This window comes from Streptomyces sp. NPDC028305 (assembly GCF_055569495.1).
Window position 1 is genome coordinate 76,477 of record NZ_JBVHTN010000001.1, and the last position, 16,719, is coordinate 93,195.

At 73.4% G+C, this 16,719-nt stretch carries 16 protein-coding genes; 12 read left to right on the plus strand and 4 right to left on the minus strand.

Annotation, left to right across the window (positions count from 1 at the left end; all coding sequences use genetic code 11):
• Positions 1–178 precede the first annotated feature (178 nt).
• The 6 genes from ACZ4WQ_RS00345 to cobC all read left to right on the plus strand — a co-directional run bounded on the left by ACZ4WQ_RS00345 (position 179) and on the right by cobC (position 6,949).
• The gene (locus ACZ4WQ_RS00345) at positions 179–2,317 is read left to right on the plus strand and encodes a putative cobaltochelatase (protein ID WP_468021880.1); all 2,139 of its coding nucleotides are present in this window, start codon (positions 179–181) and stop codon (positions 2,315–2,317) included.
• Entirely contained in the window at positions 2,317–2,922 is a 606-nt protein-coding gene (gene cobO, locus ACZ4WQ_RS00350; RefSeq protein WP_311725000.1) for a cob(I)yrinic acid a,c-diamide adenosyltransferase, read from the plus strand. Before ACZ4WQ_RS00345 ends, cobO begins: the two co-directional genes overlap by 1 nt.
• A 36-nt stretch (positions 2,923–2,958) precedes the next feature.
• Positions 2,959–4,371 carry a cobyrinate a,c-diamide synthase gene (locus ACZ4WQ_RS00355; protein WP_468021881.1) on the plus strand — a complete coding sequence of 471 codons (1,413 nt, stop codon included), beginning with the start codon at positions 2,959–2,961 and terminating at the stop codon, positions 4,369–4,371.
• Positions 4,372–4,403: 32 nt separating this feature from the next.
• Entirely contained in the window at positions 4,404–4,877 is a 474-nt protein-coding gene (locus tag ACZ4WQ_RS00360) for a cobalamin biosynthesis protein (RefSeq protein ID WP_468021882.1), read from the plus strand.
• Positions 4,878–4,986: 109 nt separating this feature from the next.
• Complete coding sequence (locus ACZ4WQ_RS00365) at positions 4,987–5,883, plus strand: sirohydrochlorin chelatase (protein WP_385346538.1); 897 nt, start codon at positions 4,987–4,989, stop codon at positions 5,881–5,883.
• Positions 5,873–6,949, plus strand: a complete 1,077-nt coding sequence (cobC, locus tag ACZ4WQ_RS00370; RefSeq protein WP_468021883.1) for an Rv2231c family pyridoxal phosphate-dependent protein CobC — start codon at positions 5,873–5,875, stop codon at positions 6,947–6,949. Before ACZ4WQ_RS00365 ends, cobC begins: the two co-directional genes overlap by 11 nt.
• Before the next feature lie 77 nt (positions 6,950–7,026).
• Here cobC and ACZ4WQ_RS00375 read toward each other — a convergent pair whose 3' ends face one another.
• Together ACZ4WQ_RS00375 and ACZ4WQ_RS00380 are read right to left on the minus strand one after the other, a co-directional pair.
• Entirely contained in the window at positions 7,027–7,944 is a 918-nt protein-coding gene (locus tag ACZ4WQ_RS00375; RefSeq protein WP_311725062.1) for an SCO1860 family LAETG-anchored protein, read from the minus strand.
• Between the two features lie 268 nt (positions 7,945–8,212).
• Positions 8,213–9,328, minus strand: a complete 1,116-nt coding sequence (locus ACZ4WQ_RS00380; protein WP_311724996.1) for an amidohydrolase family protein — start codon at positions 9,326–9,328, stop codon at positions 8,213–8,215.
• Positions 9,329–9,704: 376 nt separating this feature from the next.
• Here ACZ4WQ_RS00380 and ACZ4WQ_RS00385 point away from each other — a divergent pair, with 376 nt between their 5' ends.
• From ACZ4WQ_RS00385 to thpD, 6 genes are all read left to right on the plus strand, one after another.
• A complete protein-coding gene (locus ACZ4WQ_RS00385; protein ID WP_311724995.1) occupies positions 9,705–10,289 on the plus strand; it encodes a SigE family RNA polymerase sigma factor in 585 nt (194 codons plus the stop codon).
• Positions 10,286–11,071: a hypothetical protein gene (locus tag ACZ4WQ_RS00390; RefSeq protein WP_468021884.1), complete on the plus strand. Its 786-nt coding sequence runs from the start codon at positions 10,286–10,288 to the stop codon at positions 11,069–11,071. Before ACZ4WQ_RS00385 ends, ACZ4WQ_RS00390 begins: the two co-directional genes overlap by 4 nt.
• Positions 11,072–11,433: 362 nt before the next feature.
• Complete coding sequence (gene ectA, locus ACZ4WQ_RS00395) at positions 11,434–11,979, plus strand: diaminobutyrate acetyltransferase (RefSeq protein ID WP_311724993.1); 546 nt, start codon at positions 11,434–11,436, stop codon at positions 11,977–11,979.
• A gap of 67 nt (positions 11,980–12,046) precedes the next feature.
• Positions 12,047–13,315, plus strand: coding sequence for a diaminobutyrate--2-oxoglutarate transaminase (ectB, locus tag ACZ4WQ_RS00400; protein ID WP_468021885.1), 1,269 nt, complete (start codon positions 12,047–12,049; stop codon positions 13,313–13,315).
• Between the two features lie 58 nt (positions 13,316–13,373).
• A complete protein-coding gene (locus ACZ4WQ_RS00405; protein WP_311724991.1) occupies positions 13,374–13,778 on the plus strand; it encodes an ectoine synthase in 405 nt (134 codons plus the stop codon).
• A 5-nt stretch (positions 13,779–13,783) separates the two neighbouring features.
• On the plus strand, positions 13,784–14,671 hold the full coding sequence (thpD, locus tag ACZ4WQ_RS00410; RefSeq protein ID WP_358849311.1) for an ectoine hydroxylase: 888 nt from the start codon (positions 13,784–13,786) through the stop codon (positions 14,669–14,671).
• Between the two features lie 168 nt (positions 14,672–14,839).
• On the opposite strand, the gene ACZ4WQ_RS00415 is transcribed toward thpD, so the two are convergent.
• Positions 14,840–15,901 carry an aminotransferase class V-fold PLP-dependent enzyme gene (locus ACZ4WQ_RS00415; protein ID WP_468021886.1) on the minus strand — a complete coding sequence of 354 codons (1,062 nt, stop codon included), beginning with the start codon at positions 15,899–15,901 and terminating at the stop codon, positions 14,840–14,842.
• A 71-nt stretch (positions 15,902–15,972) separates the two neighbouring features.
• Positions 15,973–16,626 (minus strand): DsbA family oxidoreductase, encoded by a 654-nt coding sequence (locus ACZ4WQ_RS00420; RefSeq protein ID WP_358849517.1) that lies wholly within the window; start codon positions 16,624–16,626, stop codon positions 15,973–15,975.
• Positions 16,627–16,719: the final 93 nt, after the last annotated feature.

The window sequence follows — 16,719 nt, forward strand, 5'->3', positions numbered from 1 at the left end:
CTGCGCGGGGCACGGCACTCGACCGCCACCGCCGACGCCCCGTCGCGACCGCCCCCCATGGCCCGGGGGCCCGGGGGCTCGCCCCCGGATCGGGAAGGGGCGGGGAGGGGAACAAACCCCGGGCCACCCGCCTCCGCCCACGCCGCCATCGCCCCCTCACCGCAGGAGGAACCCCCGTATGACCGCCGCCCCCTACCCCTTCACCGCGCTCGTCGGGATGGCCGACCTGCGGCTGGCGCTTCTGCTCAACGCCGTGTCACCGGCCGTGGGCGGGGTGCTGGTGCGGGGCGAGAAGGGCACCGCGAAGTCGACGGCGGTGCGGGCGCTGGCCGCCCTGCTGCCCGGCATCGACGTGGTGCCCGGCTGCCGCTTCTCCTGCGACCCCGCCGCGCCCGACCCACGCTGCCCGGACGGCCCGCACGAGCCGGGCAGCGGCACCCTCCGGCCCGCCCGGATGGTCGAGCTGCCGGTCGGCGCCTCCGAGGACCGGCTGGTCGGGGCGCTGGACATCGAGCGGGCTCTCTCAGACGGGGTGAAGGCGTTCGAGCCGGGCCTGCTGGCCGACGCGCATCGCGGCGTGCTCTACGTCGACGAGGTCAACCTGCTGCACGACCACCTGATCGACCTGCTGCTCGACGCGGCGGCCATGGGCGCCTCCTATGTGGAGCGCGAGGGCGTGTCCGTACGGCACGCGGCGCGCTTTCTGCTGGTGGGCACCATGAACCCCGAAGAGGGCGAGCTGCGGCCCCAGTTGCTGGACCGCTTCGGCCTCACGGTAGAGGTCGCGGCGTCGCGGGACACCGACGAGCGGGTCGAGGTGGTGCGGCGACGGCTGGCGTACGACGAGGATCCGGCCGCCTTCGCCGTGCGCTGGGCCGACGAGGAGGGCACGCTGCGGGAGCGCGTCGCGGCGGCGCGCGCCCTGCTGCCGCACGTGCGCCTGGGCGACGGCGCGCTGCGGCAGATCGCGGCGGTGTGCGCGGCGTTCGAGGTGGACGGGATGCGCGCGGACATCGTGACGGCGCGAACGGCGACGGCGCTGGCGGCGTGGGCGGGGCGTACGGAGGTGACCGCCGAGGACGTGCGGCAGGCCGCGCTGCTGTCGCTGCCGCACCGGCGCCGGCGGGCGCCGTTCGACGCGCCGGGACTGGACGAGGACAAGCTCGACGAGGTGCTGCGCGAGTCCGGCGGCGCGGACGACGACCCGGAACCGGACCCGGATCCGGGCGACGGGCCCGAGGGGCAGGAAGGGCCGGACGGACCAGACGAGGGACCGGGCGGGCCGGGCGGGCCGGGCGGCGGACAGCCGCCGCAGGGCGCGCCGGAGCAGGCGCCGCCGCAGACCGGGCCCTCCGTCCCGGAACAGCGCACGGGCTCCGACGGTCCGGAGGCCGCGGGCGAGACGCCCGGTGCCAACGCCGCCGGGCCCGGCGGCGAACGCGCCGCCGTCGGCGCGGCCGAGCCGTTCCGGACGCGGCGGCTCGACGTGCCGGGGCTCGGCGAGGGCGCGGCGGGACGGCGGTCGCGCGCCCGCACGGCCCACGGCCGCACCACCGGCGCTCGCCGCCCGCGCGGGACGCTGGCCAAGCTGCACCTGTCGGCGACCGTACGGGCGGCCGCTCCGCACCAGCGCGCACGCGGACGCCAGGGCCCGGGTCTCGTCGTGCGCCGTGACGACCTGCGGGAGGCGGTGCGCGAGGGGCGCGAGGGCAACCTGGTGCTGTTCGTGGTGGACGCCTCGGGGTCGATGGCCGCGCGGAAGCGCATGAGCGCCGTCAAGGGCGCCGTGCTGTCGCTGCTGTTGGACGCCTACCAGCGGCGGGACAAAGTCGGCCTGATCACCTTCCGGGGAGCGGAAGCCGCCCTGACGCTGCCGCCCACCTCGTCGGTGGACGCGGGCGCGGCCCGGCTGGAGAGGCTGCCGACCGGCGGGCGCACCCCGCTGGCCGCCGGGCTGCTGAAGGCCCGCGAGGTGCTGCGGATCGAGCGGCTGCGGGACCCGTCGCGCCGTCCGCTGCTGGTCGTGGTGACGGACGGGCGGGCCACGGGCGGACCGGACCCGGTGGCCAGGGCCGGGCGCGCGGCGCGGCTGCTGGCCGACGACGGGGTCGCCTCGGTGGTGGTGGACTGCGAGTCGGGGCCCGTCCGGCTGGGCCTGGCGGGCGCGCTGGCCCGCGAACTGCGCGGCACGCCGGTGACGCTCGACGAACTGCGCGCCGACAGCATGAGCGCGCTGGTGCGCGACGTCCGCACCGCACCCGATACACGAACCGCACGAACCGCACGAACCGCGCGAAAGACATGGAGGGCCGCCTGATGCCGCAGGGACAACCGACCGTCGTGCCCGACGACGGGCTGACCACCCGGCAGCGCCGCAACCGGCCGCTGGTGCTTGTGCACACGGGCGTCGGCAAGGGGAAGTCGACGGCCGCGTTCGGACTGGCGCTGCGGGCGTGGAACCAAGGATGGCCGGTCGGTGTATTTCAGTTTGTGAAGTCGGCGAAGTGGCGGGTCGGCGAGGAGCGGGCGCTGCGCGTCCTCGGCGAGTCGGGAGAAGGGGGGACGGTCGCATGGCACAAGATGGGCGAGGGCTGGTCGTGGCTCCAGCGCGGTCAGCAGGACGCCATCTCCAGCGAGGAGGCGGCGCGCGAGGGGTGGGAGCAGGTCAAGCGGGATCTCGCGGCGGAGACATACCGGCTGTATGTGCTGGACGAGTTCGCGTACCCCATGCACTGGGGCTGGGTGGACACCGAGGAGGTCGTCTCGGTGCTGCGCGACCGGCCCGGGACCCAGCACGTGGTCATCACGGGGCGTAACGCACCGGAGCGGCTGCTGGACTTCGCGGATCTGGTCACCGACATGTCCAAGGTCAAGCACCCGATGGACGCCGGTCAGAAGGGGCAGCGGGGCATCGAGTGGTGAGGGTTCACATGGGAGGCGGTCAATGGTGAGGGCTCAGTGGTGAGCGTGCCGCGCCTGGTCATCGCCGCGCCCGCCTCCGGCAGCGGCAAGACCACGGTGGCCATGGGCCTGATGGCCGCCTTCGCGGAGCGCGGTCTCGATGTGTCGCCGCACAAGGTCGGCCCGGACTATATCGACCCCGGCTATCACGCCCTGGCCGTCTCGTCCCCGGCCCGCTCCGGGCGTGCGGTGCGCCCGGGCCGGAATCTGGACGCGTATCTGTGCGGGCCGGAGCGGATCGCCTCGCTGTTTCTGCACGGGGCGGCCGGTTGTGACCTGGCGGTCGTCGAGGGCGTGATGGGGCTGTACGACGGGGCGGCCGGGCAGGGCGAGCTGGCGTCGACGGCGCATGTGGCGAAGCTGCTGCGCGCGCCGGTGGTGCTGGTCGTCGACGCCTCGTCGCAGTCCCGCTCGGTGGCGGCGCTGGTGCACGGCTTCGCGTCCTGGGACCCCGAGGTGCGGGTGGCCGGGGTGATTCTCAACAAGGTGGGCTCGGACCGCCACGAGGAGCTGCTGCGCGAGGCGCTGGGCGAGTCGGGGGTGCCGGTGCTCGGCGCGCTGCGGAGGGTGCGCGCGGTGCGCGCCCCAAGCCGCCACCTCGGGCTGGTGCCGGTGGCCGAGCGGCGGGCCGAGGCGGTCGAGTCCGTGGCCGCGCTGGCCGAGCGGGTGCGCGAGGGCTGTGACCTCGAGGGCCTGCTGGCCCTGGCGCGCAGCGCGCCATCGCTGGCGGACCCGCCCTGGGACCCGGAGCGGGAGACCGCTCCCGCGCGCGGCGGCGCGGAGGCGGACGCCGGCGGGGCGCGGCCGGTCGTCGCGCTGGCGGGCGGGGCGGCCTTCACCTTCTCGTACGCGGAGCACGCCGAGCTGCTCACCGCGGCGGGTGCGGAGGTGGTGCCCTTCGACCCGCTGCGGGACGAGCGCCTCCCGCCCGGCACCGCGGGCCTGGTGATCGGCGGCGGCTTCCCGGAGGTGTACGCACCGGAGCTGTCGGCGAACGAGCCGCTGCGCGGGGCGGTGGCGGAGCTCGCGGCGACCGGAGCGCCCATGGCCGCCGAGTGCGCGGGGCTGCTGTATCTGGCGCGCTCACTGGACGGCGAGCCGATGTGCGGGGTGCTCCCCGCCGAGGCGCGCATGTCGGAGCGGCTGACGCTGGGGTACCGCGAGGCGGTGGCGATCGGCGACAGCGCGCTCGCCGCCGCGGGGACCCGGGTCCGCGGGCATGAGTTCCACCGCACCGCGGTGGAGCCGGGCGCGGGTCCGGAGCCCGCGTGGGGGCTGGTCCGCCCGGAGCGCCGTGTGGAGGGGTTCGTCCAGGGCGGTGTGCATGCGTCGTATCTGCATGTGCACTGGGCGGCGATGCCGGACGCGGCGGTCCGGTTCCTCGCCGGTTGCGCGCCGCGGAGCGGGTGAGGGGGCGGGAATTGCGGCAGGAAGTGGAGAGCGTGACCCGCTCCCCCGGCCGCCGCTGGGCCGATGCGCCCCCAGCGGCACGCCCACGGCTTGTCGTCGGGGTCGGTGCCGGGCGCGGCGTGTCCGTCGGGGAAGTGGCCGGGCTCATCCGGCGGACGCTGGCCGGGGCGGGGCTTTCGGAGGGCACGGTGGTGGAGTTGGCCACGGTCGAGGCCAAGGCCGCCGAGCCGGGGCTGGTCGCCGCGGCGGCCCGGCTCGGCGTGCCGCTGCGGGGCTACGGGGCCGCGGCGCTGGCCTCCGTCGCGGTGCCGGGCCCGTCGGGGGCCGTGCTGTCCGCCGTGGGGACGCCGAGCGTCGCCGAGGCGGCGGCCCTGCTCGCCGCAGGGCCGGGGGGCGAACTGCTCGTGGCCAAGCGGAAGTCGGAGCCGCGCGGCCGTCCCGCGCGCGCCACCTGCGCCGTCGCGCTCCGCCCGGGCGCGGCGGTCAAACACCCGCAGGGCGGGTAGGGATGACCTGCCTTCACACCGCCCGACCGACCTCAGTAACGTCTCGGGTCGGGATCCCAACCCCCGCACCGCACTGTGCCACCCGCACCACCAGCACCAAGGAGACCTCGTGACGACCCCGCCCGCGCTGCTCATCGCTGGCATCGGCACCCGTGACGAGAGGCGCACCGACGCCTTTCGCGACTTCGTACGGGAGTTGGGCGCCCACAATCCCGGCCTGCCCGTCGCGGGCGGACTGACCGGCCAGGGCAGATTTCCGCTGGGCGACGCGGTGGCCGGACTCGCCGAGGAAGGCGTGACCCGGTTCGCCGTCGTGCCGCTGACGTTGATCCCCACCGAGCGCGCGGAGCAGGACCTCACCGCCGCGCTGGACCGCGAGCTGGAGCTGCGCCCCGGCTCGTCGTTCGTCCGCGCCCGCCCGCTCGGCCCGCACCCCCGGCTGCTGACCATGCTGGAGCGCCGCTTGGACGAGGCGCTGGGCGACCGCCCCCGCTCCCCCTCCGACCGGGCGGAGACCACCGTCCTGCTGGTGGGCTCCGGCTCGGTCTTCCCCGAAGCCAACGCCGAGGTGCACCGGGCCGCCCGGCTGCTGTGGGAGGGCCGCGGCTTCGCCGGTGTGGAGACGGCCTTTGTCTCGCTGGCCGCGCCGGATGTGGCCTCGGGCCTGGACCGCTGTGCGCTGCTGGGGGCGCGGCGGGTCGTTCTGCTGCCGTACTTCCTGTTCGCGGGGGTGTCGCTGGACCGGGCCCAGCAGCAGGCGGAGGGATGGTCGCTGGCCCACCCGGACATCGAGCTGCTGACCGCCGATGTGCCGGGTCCCGCGGAGGAGCTGGCGAAGCTGGTCATGGAGCGCTACCGGGAGGTGGCCGGGGAGCAGCTCACGGAGGAAGCCGCAGGGGAGGCCGGAGACGAGGCCAAGGAGCAGGCCGGGGACGCGGCAGGCTGCCCGGCCGGCGTTCCCTCGCAGGAGAGCCGTCGCGCCGGCTCCCCCGTCGATGTCCGCTGAACAGCCCGACGTACCCGCCGGGTTCGACCCGCGCCATCTGCGTCACCACGGTGACGCGGAGGTGCGGGGCTCCGGCCCCGAGCTGACGGACCTCGCGGTCAATGTCCGGGCCGACACGCCTCCCGGCTGGCTCAAGGCCCGGCTGGCCGCCGCGCTCGACGGCCTCGCCGCCTACCCGGACGGCCGCGCGGCGCGGCGCGCGGTCGCCGAGCGCCATGGTGTGCCGGAGGCGCGGGTGCTGCTGACGGCGGGCGCGGCGGAGGCGTTCGTGCTGCTCGCACGGGCCCTCCCGGTGCGGCGCCCGGTCGTGGTGCACCCGCAGTTCACCGAGCCGGAGGCCGCGCTGCGGGACGCCGGGCACCGGGTGGAGCGGGTGGTGCTGGACGAGCGGGACGGCTTCCGGCTGGACCCGGGCGCGGTGCCGCTCGAGGCGGATCTGGTGGTGGTCGGCAACCCCACCAACCCGACGTCCGTGCTGCACCCGGCCGCCGCGGTGGCCGCCCTGGCCCGCCCGGGGCGGACGCTGGTGGTGGACGAGGCGTTCATGGACGCGGTGCCCGGCGAGCGGGAGTCGCTCGCCGCCCGCACCGATGTGCCCGGTCTTGTCGTGCTGCGCAGCCTCACCAAGACCTGGGGGCTGGCGGGGCTGCGGATCGGCTATCTGCTCGCGGAGCCGGATACGGTCGCGGCGCTGGAGCGGGCGCAGCCGCTGTGGCCGGTGTCCTCACCGGCCCTGGCGGCGGCTGAGGCGTGCAGTGCGCCCGCCGCGCTCGCCGAGGCGGCGCGCGCGGCGGACACCATCGCCGCCGACCGGGCTCATCTGGCCGCCCGGCTGGCCGAGTTCGAGGACATCCGGGTGTGTGCTCCGGCCGCCGGACCCTTCCTGCTGATCCACCTGCCGGAGGCCACCGCGGTCCGCGCCCGCCTGCGCGAGTTCGGTTTCGCGGTGCGGCGCGGTGACACCTTTCCGGGACTGGGCCCGGACTGGCTGCGGCTCGCGGTCCGCGACCCGGCCACGACCGACAGCTTTATCACCGCCCTGGCGAAGGCCCTGGCCGACCGCTGACCGGCCGACCGCTGACCGGCGCGGGGCGCCGCGCGACGGGTGGCCCGCCGCGCGACGCCCCGGTCGGCCGGTCCGCGTCAGGCTGCGTCGCCCGGCACGGCGGTGCGACGGCGGCGGGCCAGGGCGACGGCGCCGCCGCCCAGGGCCAGCAGGGCCGCGCCGCCACCCACGAGGTACGGCGTGGTGGAGCTGCCCCCGGTCTCGGCCAGGTGTTCCGGCTTCGGTTCCGCGCCGGCCTGGGAGCCGACCTGCGGGGCGCCCGGCGCCTCACAGGTCGCCTCGGCGAGGGTGACCTTCCCCTCGACCTCGGAGACGTTCAGCTTGAGCGGGTTCACCGAAACCGCCAGGCGAAGCGCCGTGGCCGCGGCGGTGCGGGACGTGGTCGAGGTGCGCGACAGGTCGAGCCGCACCGTGCCGACCCCCGGCACGTCGACCGTGGTCGTACCGCTGGAGGCGAGGTTGACCTTCTTGCCGAGCACGACCACGCTGCCCAGCACATTGGACGTGGCGGTGGGCCGCTTTCCGGCCTGGCACACCGCCTTCGAGGTGACCTGCTGGACCTCGATCAGCGGCACCGCCGGCAGCCCGGGGAGGTGCACTTTGGCGTGCGCGAGGTTGGCGTACCCCTCGGCACGGGACTTGTCGACGGTGCCACGTGCGGTGGCCACATCCGCGCGCAGGACGTTGAACGGCTTTCCCCCTTCGACGCCGTCCAGTGTCGCGCTGAGCGCGGTCTTGTTGGCGGATGCCGGCGCGCGCACCTCGTTGAGGGCGAGCGCCAGCGGAGCCTTGACCGTCTTGTTGAGCAGCGAAACGCTCAGGTCGGTGCGGAGCACGGTCGCACCGGCTCCGCCCGTCGTGTGCGTGCTCGTCTTGGCAGCGGATCCGCCGGTCTTGCCGTCGCCGTCGGTGGCGTGCGCCGCACCCGCGGGCAGCAGGCCCAGGACGGAGACGGCGGCAGCGGCCGTGGCGGCCGCCAGGCGGCGGGCGGGCATGCCGGAGTAGTTGTTGGTGGAACAGGACACGTGAGTGGACCCCCACAGGAGACATGGAGCCGCCGGCGACTCGCCACGGGGGGACACCACGGGCGCCGACGGCATCGACCCCGCAATATTTGCGGCACGTCGAGCCAACTGGCAGGTTCCTGGGGTCAGTTCACCCCAACGGGTGCCACTCGCCGATGCGTTCGATCTCCTGGATCCGTCGGACACATCCGAGTCACACCCGCCGCATCTGCCACACCGGCCACGCGGTCCTGTTCTCTCAGCAGATCACCCGCCCGCGCAGCACCACCCGCCGCGGCGCCGTCAGCACCCGCACATCGGCCCGCGGGTCGGACTCGTACACGACGAGGTCCGCGGATGCGCCCTCGGTGAGCCCGGGGCGCCCGAGCCAGGCCCGCGCGCCCCAGGTGGCCGCCGAGAGCGCGGCGGTCGCCGGGATGCCGGCCTTGACCAGTTCGGCGACCTCCAGGCCGACCAGGCCGTGCGGCAGCGAACCGCCCGCGTCGGTGCCGGTGTAGATGGGCACGCCCGCGTCGTAGGCCGCGCGCACGGTGTCGTAACGTCGATCGTGCAGCCGCCGCATGTGGTCCGCCCAGCGCGGGAACCTCTCCTCCCCGGCCATCGCCAGCTTGGGGAACGTGGCGATGTTGACCAGGGTCGGGACGATCGCCACGCCCCGCTCCGCGAAGAGCGGGATGGTCTCCTCGGTCAGCCCCGTGGCGTGCTCGACGCAGTCGATCCCCGCCTCGACCAGCGGAGCCAGCGTCTCCTCCGCGAAGCAGTGCGCGGTGACCCGGGCGCCCAGCCGGTGTGCCTCGGCGATGGCCGCCTCGGCCGCCGCGCGCGGCCAGCAGGCCGCCAGGTCCCCGCGCTCCCGGTCGATCCAGTCGCCGACCAGCTTGACCCAGCCGTCCCCGCGCCGCGCCTCCCGCGCCACATACGCCACCAGCTCCTCGGGCTCGATCTCATGGGCGTAGTTGCGGATGTAGCGCTTGGTCCGGGCGATGTGGCGGCCCGCTCGGATGATGCGGGGCAGGTCGTCGCGGTCGTCGATCCAGCGGGTGTCGGCGGGCGACCCGGCATCCCGCAGCAGCAGCGCCCCGGCGTCCCGCTCGGTCAGCGCCTGCTTCTCACTGGTCGAGTCGTCGACGGCGCCGTGTGTGTCCAGCCCGACGTGGCAGTGCGCGTCCACGAGCCCGGGCAGCACCCACCCCTCGACGGTCCGCACATCCCGGGCGGCGGTCGGCCGGTCGTAGGTGATCTTCCCGTCCACGACCCACAGTTCGTCCCTGATGTCCATGTCCCAGGCGGAGCCCCCGGCGTCCGGCCCGACGACCACCCTGCCCTTGATGTGCAGCACCGCGCTATCCCTCATGCTCGCACTGTACGAGACTTCGCCGACGCTCTGACCGGCCATTTCCCAGGGTCCGGAACGGCGCCACTCGTACAACACGAGGAGCGCTGCTACGCTCACGCAACCCAGGACGAGGGGAAGTGAGGAGGCCCGAGTGAGCGCTCCCACCGATGACCCGGCCGCCGTACACCCCGCACCACCCGCGGCACTGCCGGAGTCACCGGAGAACCCGCCCCCGGCCACCGCTGGTGGGGGTCCCCCCAGCGGTAGCCGGGGGCGCCCCCTGCCGGACTTACCGGCGGCCACCCCGCCGGACCTGGCACCCGATCCGGCACCGAGTCCGGCACCCGCCCCCGCAGTCGCCCCGGCACTCGCTCCGGCAGCCGGTTCGTCATCCGTGCCCGACGCGCCGCCTGACATCCAGGCGGAATTCCGGGACTTCTTCGAACGGCACCACGCCGAACTGGCCCGCCTCGCCCACCTGCTGCTCGGCAGCTCGGACGGCGCGGACGACCTCGCCGCCGACGCGCTGGTCGCCGTGTGGCACCAGTGGGAGCGGGTGCGCGCCGCCGACCACCCCGCCGCGTACGCCCGGGGCGTGGTCGCCAACCTGGCACGCTCCCGGATCCGCAGCCTGGTCCGCGAGCGCCGCCGGGTGGCGCTCTTCTCGTCCCAGCGCGCCGACCATGTCGACGACCCGGACATCTCCGCCGTGGTGGACGTCCAGGCCGCGCTGGTGCGGCTGCCGTTCCGCAAGCGCGCCTGCGTGGTGCTGCGCCACGCCTTCGACCTGTCGGAGCGGGAGACGGCGCGCACGCTCGGCATCTCGGTGGGCACGGTCAAGAGCCAGACCTCGCGCGGTATCGCGGAGCTGGAGCGGCTGCTCGGCTCGGCGCACGGCGGCGGGCAGCAGCCGGTGCCGGGCACACCGGAGACCGTAAGGAAGCTCCACCCTGGCCATGCGGGAGGGAACGGTCGATGATCGACCACCGCGAGCGGCACGACCGGATCGATGTCGCCGCCGAACTGCGCACCGCGGCCGAGTCCCACCGGCCGGACCGGGCCCGGATGCTGGCCCGGGTGACCGCGGGCATGGCGACGGACGGACGGCGCCGCCCCGAGCGCGGGGCCACCCGTCCGTGGACCCGCGTGGCGGGCCCGGTCGCCGGGCTCGCGGCGGCGGTGGCCGCCGCGGGGATCGTGGTGCTGGCCACGGAGCCGACCCAGCGGCCGCAGACCGTACGGACGTCGAGCGAGCCCGCCGTCCCGCCGGCGGGGCAGGACAACGGGAGCGGACGGGGGACGACGGACGACGGGTCACAGCGGCGCACCCCGACCGCCTCCCCCACCGCGGTCGGTCCAAACCACCTCGCCGACCCGGTGGTGCGTTCTCAAGGCGAGATCAACCCGGGGTCCAACCCGTACTGGGCGCAGAGCGATGTGATCGTGAAGACCGGCAAGCCGCTGACCTCGCTGACCGTCGAGCTGCGGGTGGCGCACACCGGAGGGGTGCTCACCACCGGCTCCTGGAGCACGCTGCCCACCGACGACCTGACCGTCTCGGTGCGCAGCGAGGGCAGCGCGCTGGTGTACCGCTGGACGCTGAAGGACGGGGCCACGGTGCCCGCGGGGCGGCATGTCTTCGCCGGGCAGTACAACCACGCGGAGGGCGACCGGAACATCGCCGGGGACGCCTACTCGGCCTCCGGCAACGGCCCCTCGGGCGCGTTCGCCGTCCGGGGCCGATTCCGCACGGCCAAGTGAGCCAAAGTAAATCCAGGTGAATCCTGATGAATCCTGATGAATTCTTGGCGACCTGCGGAGATATAAATGGAGCACCTTTTTGAATACAGGTTCCCATCGTCTTCTGCCCGCTTTCCGGACTCCTAAACGCTGAAGTTTCGTAACCCGGAGCCGCTGTAATTCAAGAGCATCACCACGCCGTTACACAGATGTGACGCACTCCACACGGCGACCACTTTACCCCGATAACTCCCCGACAAAGCAGCACTTTTCGACGATCCCCCGTGCGCACGCGCGTCCCCGCGCGATAACACGCCGCCCCTCCTTCGGGTAACCCCTCACCACGATGCAATTTAAGATTGTGCTGGGTAAATTCAATCCGCATGACCGCCGCACAAGCAGACCTTGCACGTGCCCGAAGAGAAATGCCGGAAGGACTGAGGCTCGAGGCCCCATGTGTCGAGGACGGAGCCGCGATCTGGCGCATCGCCCGCGATTCCGGGACCTTGGACCTGAACTCCTCCTACAGCTATCTGCTGTGGTGCCGCGACTTCGCCGCCACCTCGGTCGTGGCCCGCGACGCGCACGGGGAGCCGGTCGGCTTCGTCACCGGTTATATCCGCCCGCGGCGCCCCCGGACCCTGGTGGTCTGGCAGGTCGCCGTGGACCGGGCGTGGCGCGGCCGGGGACTGGCCGCCGCCCTGCTGGACGGGCTGGCCGCGCGCGTCGCCGAGCAGTCCGGCATCCACCGCGTCGAGACCACGATCACCCCGGACAACACCGCCTCCAACCGGCTGTTCACCTCCTTCGCCGAGCGGCACGGAGCGCCCGTGGAGCGCGAGGTGCTGTTCGACGGCGGCCTGTTTCCCGACGGCGGCCATGAGCCCGAAGTGCTGTACCGCATCGGCCCGTTCGCCACCCGGACCTGACGCCCCGCGCCAAGACCCCCGTACGCCAACCTCCACCCCCCTCACACTCATCTCCCAGGAGACTGCTGTGACCATCACCCCGCCCGCGCTGAGCGTCTTCGAGGCCCTGGAGTCGGAGGTACGCAGCTACTGCCGCGGCTGGCCCGCCGTCTTCGACCGCGCCCAGGGCAGCTACATGTACGACGAGGACGGCCACACCTACCTCGACTTCTTCGCCGGCGCGGGAGCGCTCAACTACGGCCACAACAACCCGGTCCTCAAACGCGCGCTGATCGACTACATCGAGCGCGACGGCGTCACCCACGGCCTGGACATGGGCACCACGGCCAAGCGGGCGTTCCTGGAGTCCTTCCAGAACACCGTGCTGCGCCCGCGCGACCTCCCGTACAAGGTCATGTTCCCCGGCCCGACCGGCACCAACGCCGTCGAGGCCGCCCTGAAGCTGGCCCGCAAGGTCAAGGGGCGCGAGGCCATCGTGTCCTTCACCAACGCCTTCCACGGGATGTCGCTCGGCGCGCTCGCCGTCACCGGCAACGCCTTCAAGCGGGCCGGCGCGGGCATCCCGCTGGTCCACGGCACGCCCATGCCGTTCGACAACTACCTGGACGGCCGGGTCCCCGACTTCCTGTGGTTCGAGCGGCTGTTGGAGGACCAGGGCTCCGGCCTCAACCAGCCCGCCGCGGTCATCGTCGAGACGGTGCAGGGCGAGGGCGGCATCAACGTGGCGCGCAACGAGTGGCTACGCGGCCTGGCCGACCTCTGCAAGCGCCGCGACATGCTGCTGATCGTCGACGACATCCAGATGGGCTGCGGCCGCACCGGTCCCTTCTTCTCCTTCGAGGAAGCGGGCATCACCCCGGACATCGTGACCCTCTCCAAGTCCATCGGCGGCTACGGCCTGCCCATGTCGCTCGCGCTCTTCCGGCCCGAGCTGGACATCTGGGAGCCGGGCGAGCACAACGGCACCTTCCGCGGCAACAACCCGGCCTTCGTCACCGCCGCCGCGGCCCTGGACACCTACTGGGCCGACGGCCAGATGGAGAAGCAGACCCTGGCCCGCGGCGAGCAGGTCCAGCAGGCGCTGCGCGAGATCTGCGAGGAGCACGTCCGGCTGGGCGCCGAGTACCGGGGCCGGGGCCTGGTCTGGGGCCTTGAGTTCGCCGACCCCTCGCGCGCCACGGCGGTGTGCGCCCGCGCCTTCGAGCTCGGCCTGCTGGTGGAGACCTCGGGCCCGCAGAGCGAGGTCGTCAAGCTGCTGCCGCCGCTGACCGTCTCCCCCGAGGAGCTGGACGAGGGGCTGCGGACTCTGGCCCGAGCCGTCCGCGAGACCGCCTGACACCACTTCAGGCCACATCAGGCCACATCAGATCCCCAAGAGAAAGGCGCAATCCACCGTGATCGTCCGATCCTTCAAGGACATCGAGGGCACCGAGCGGCATGTGAAGGCCAAGTCGGGCACCTGGGAGAGCAAGCGCATCGTCCTCGCGAGGGAGCGGGTGGGCTTCTCGCTGCACGAGACCACGCTCTACGCCGGCACCGAGACATCGATGTGGTACGCCCATCACATCGAGGCCGTGCTGTGTGTGGAGGGCGAGGCCGAGCTCACCAACGACGAGACCGGCGAGAAGCACTGGATCGCCCCGGGCACCATGTATCTGCTGGACGGGCACGAGAGGCACACCCTGCGTCCGAAGACCGACTTCCGTTGCGTCTGTGTCTTCAACCCGCCGATCACCGGACGGGAGGACCACGACGAGAACGGCGTATATCCCCTGATCACCGAGGCGGAGGAGGCCTGATCCAGATGACCACGGTCGCTGACCTGTACCCGACCCGCGGAAGCTCCGAGACGGTCACCCCACGGGCGGACCCGGTGGTGTGGTCCGGCCCCGGGGACCCCGGGCCGATACGGCCGGCCGAGCTGAGCGGCTTCGAGCGCGACGGCTTTCTCGCGATCGAGCAGCTGATCACCCCGGACGAGGTCGCGGTCTACCACTCCGAACTGGAGCGGCTGATCGCGGATCCCGGGGTGCGGGCCGACGAGCGCTCGATCATCGAGCCGAAGTCGCAGGACGTACGGTCGGTGTTCGAGGTGCACCGGATCAGCGAGGTCTTCGCGAACCTGGTCCGCGACCCGCGCGTCGTGGGCCGGGCCCGCCAGATCCTCGGCTCCGATGTGTATGTCCACCAGAGCCGGATCAACGTCAAGCCGGGGTTCGGCGCCTCGGGTTTCTACTGGCACTCGGACTTCGAGACCTGGCACGCCGAGGACGGGCTGCCGAACATGCGGGCCGTGTCCGTGTCCATCGCGCTGACCGAGAACCACGACACCAACGGCGGCCTGATGATCATGCCGGGGTCGCATCGTACGTTCCTCGGCTGTGCGGGGGCGACACCCAAGGACAACTACAAGAAGTCGCTCCAGATGCAGGACGCGGGGACCCCGTCGGACAAGGCGCTGACCGAGTTCGCCGACGCGCACGGCATCAGGCTGTTCACCGGTAAGGCAGGGTCGGCGACCTGGTTCGACTGCAACTGCATGCACGGGTCGGGTGACAACATCACGCCGTACCCGCGCAGCAATGTCTTCATCGTCTTCAACAGTGTGGAGAACACGGCGGTCGAGCCCTTCGCGGCGCCGGTCCGGCGGCCGGAGTTCATCGGAGCGCGGGACTTCACGCCCGTACGCTGACCTTGGCCGGGACCCTTCGGGCGTGTCCTCAATCGCCGGACGGGCTGATTTTCAGCCCGTCCGGCGATTGAGGACCGGGGTCCGGGGCGGAGCCCCCCACGCGGCGGAGCCGCATATCGATGCTGCGGGAAGGGGCGGGGAGGGGACAAAGCCCGCGGTCGGCGGCGCCTACACCCCCGCCGGGAAGCCGGAGAGCACGTCCAGCAGCCGGTCCACATCCGCCACGCCGTTGTAGACGTGGAACGACGCACGCAGATTCCCCGCCCGCGCCGCAACCGAGACACCCGCCTCCGCAAGGCGAGCCGCAGCGTGGCCGAGCCCCGGCACGGACACGATCGCCGACCCCGGCGCGGCAGCGCATCCGTGCCCCAGCGCGGTCAGCCCCGCCCGGAAGCGGTCGGCGAGCGCGCGGTCGTGGGCGCCGATGGCCGCGGTGCCCAGCTCCTCGACGAGCGAGAGGGAGCGCACGGCGCCCACGTACGACAGCAGGCTGGGGCTCTGGTCGAAGCGGCGGGCCGAGTGCGCGAGTTCCTCGACCGGCCCGTAGCAGCTGTCCCATGGCTTCTCGCCGGCCGCCCAGCCGGCGAAGACCGGAGTGAGCCCGCCGAAGTCCTCGGGCACGGTCAGGAAGGTGACGCCGCGCGGGCACATCAGCCACTTGAAGCCGACGCACACGGTGTAGTCCGCGTCATCCGCGTTCAGCGGCAGCCAGCCGAGGCCCTGGCTGCTGTCCACCAGGAGCCGGGCGCCGTGCGCGCGGGCAGCCGCGCGGATGGCGTCCAGGTCGGCGATCCGGCCGTCCGCCGACTGCACCGCGCTGACGGCGACCAGGGCGGTGCCGGGGCGCACCGCGTCCGCCAGGGCCTCCAGCGGAACGGCGCGCGGCTTGAGGTCGCGGCGCATGGTGAAGGGGTTCACCAGCGAGCTGAAGTCGCCCTCGGCCGCCAGGACTTCCGCGCCGGACGGCAGGGAGGCCGCCACCAGCCCCGCGTACACGGCGACCGACGCGCCCGCGGCGACCCGCCCGCCCGCCACCCCGGCCAGCCGGGCGAAGGCGGCGCGCGCCTCGTCCACCGCCTCCCAGGCCAGGTCGGCGCCGGGCCCGCCGCCGGCCGCGGCGTCCATGGCCTCCTTCATGGCGGCGACGGTCCGGGCGGGCGTCAGACCGGTGGAGGCGGTGTTGAGGTATGTCGTCTGCGGCGCGAATTCCGCGCCTCCCAGGGGCTCCATGTCCACCCACTATGAGAGGCGCTCACCCCCGCGTCCATCGCGGATATCTGACATGTACCCGCAAGCGTTCCTTACTTATCGCCGCTGACCTGCGACGCTTCCCAGGCCTGGCGCAGCGCCTGGGTGAAGACATCAGCCGGTTGGCCGCCCGAGACGCCGAACCGGCGGTCGAGGACGAAGAACGGCACGGCGGTGGCGCCCAGCGCGGCGGCCTCCTGCTCGTCGGCCCGTACGTCACCGGCGTACGCGGTCTCGTCGTCGAGCACCGCGCGGGCCTCAGCGGCGTCGAGTCCGGCCTCGGTGGCGGCGGAGAGCAGGGTCTCGCTGTCGAAGAGGGACCGCTCCTCGGCGAAGTTCGCGGCGTAGAGCAGGCTCAGCAGTTCGCCCTGGCGCCCGCGGGCCTTGGCGAGGTGCAGCAGCCGGTGGACGTCGAAGGTGTTGCCGTGGTCGCGCTCGGAGCGGTAGCCGAGCCCGGCGTCGGCCGCGGCCTCGGCCACCCGGGCCTCCATGGCCTGCGCCTGCTCGCGCGGGACCCGGTACTTGGCCGCCAGCATGTCGAGCACCGGCACGGTGTCGCCCTTGGGGTGGTCGGGGTCGAGCTCGAAGGAGCGGTGCACCACCTCGACCCGGTCGCGGTGCTCGAAGTCGGCCAGGCCCTGCTCGAAGCGGGCCTTTCCGATGTAGCACCAGGGGCAGACGATGTCGGACCAGATCTCTACGCGCATGAGTTCCTTCGCCCGCTCTTCGGGGTCTCGGGGGGTGTCACTGTGTCGCAGGGTCAACCATGAGACGCCCCGGTTCATTCCCCACGGGGATTG

Bases quoted from the DNA above. Each gene is read 5' to 3' on its own strand.
- ACZ4WQ_RS00345 (WP_468021880.1), top strand. From the start codon at position 179: ATGACCGCCGCCCCCTACCCCTTCACCGCGCTCGTCGGGATGGCCGAC.
- cobO (WP_311725000.1), top strand. From the start codon at position 2,317: ATGCCGCAGGGACAACCGACCGTCGTGCCCGACGACGGGCTGACCACC.
- cobC (WP_468021883.1), top strand. From the start codon at position 5,873: ATGTCCGCTGAACAGCCCGACGTACCCGCCGGGTTCGACCCGCGCCAT.
- ACZ4WQ_RS00375 (WP_311725062.1), bottom strand. From the start codon at position 7,944: ATGCCCGCCCGCCGCCTGGCGGCCGCCACGGCCGCTGCCGCCGTCTCC.
- ACZ4WQ_RS00380 (WP_311724996.1), bottom strand. From the start codon at position 9,328: ATGAGGGATAGCGCGGTGCTGCACATCAAGGGCAGGGTGGTCGTCGGG.
- ACZ4WQ_RS00390 (WP_468021884.1), top strand. From the start codon at position 10,286: ATGATCGACCACCGCGAGCGGCACGACCGGATCGATGTCGCCGCCGAA.
- ectA (WP_311724993.1), top strand. From the start codon at position 11,434: ATGACCGCCGCACAAGCAGACCTTGCACGTGCCCGAAGAGAAATGCCG.
- thpD (WP_358849311.1), top strand. From the start codon at position 13,784: ATGACCACGGTCGCTGACCTGTACCCGACCCGCGGAAGCTCCGAGACG.
- ACZ4WQ_RS00415 (WP_468021886.1), bottom strand. From the start codon at position 15,901: ATGGAGCCCCTGGGAGGCGCGGAATTCGCGCCGCAGACGACATACCTC.
- ACZ4WQ_RS00420 (WP_358849517.1), bottom strand. From the start codon at position 16,626: ATGCGCGTAGAGATCTGGTCCGACATCGTCTGCCCCTGGTGCTACATC.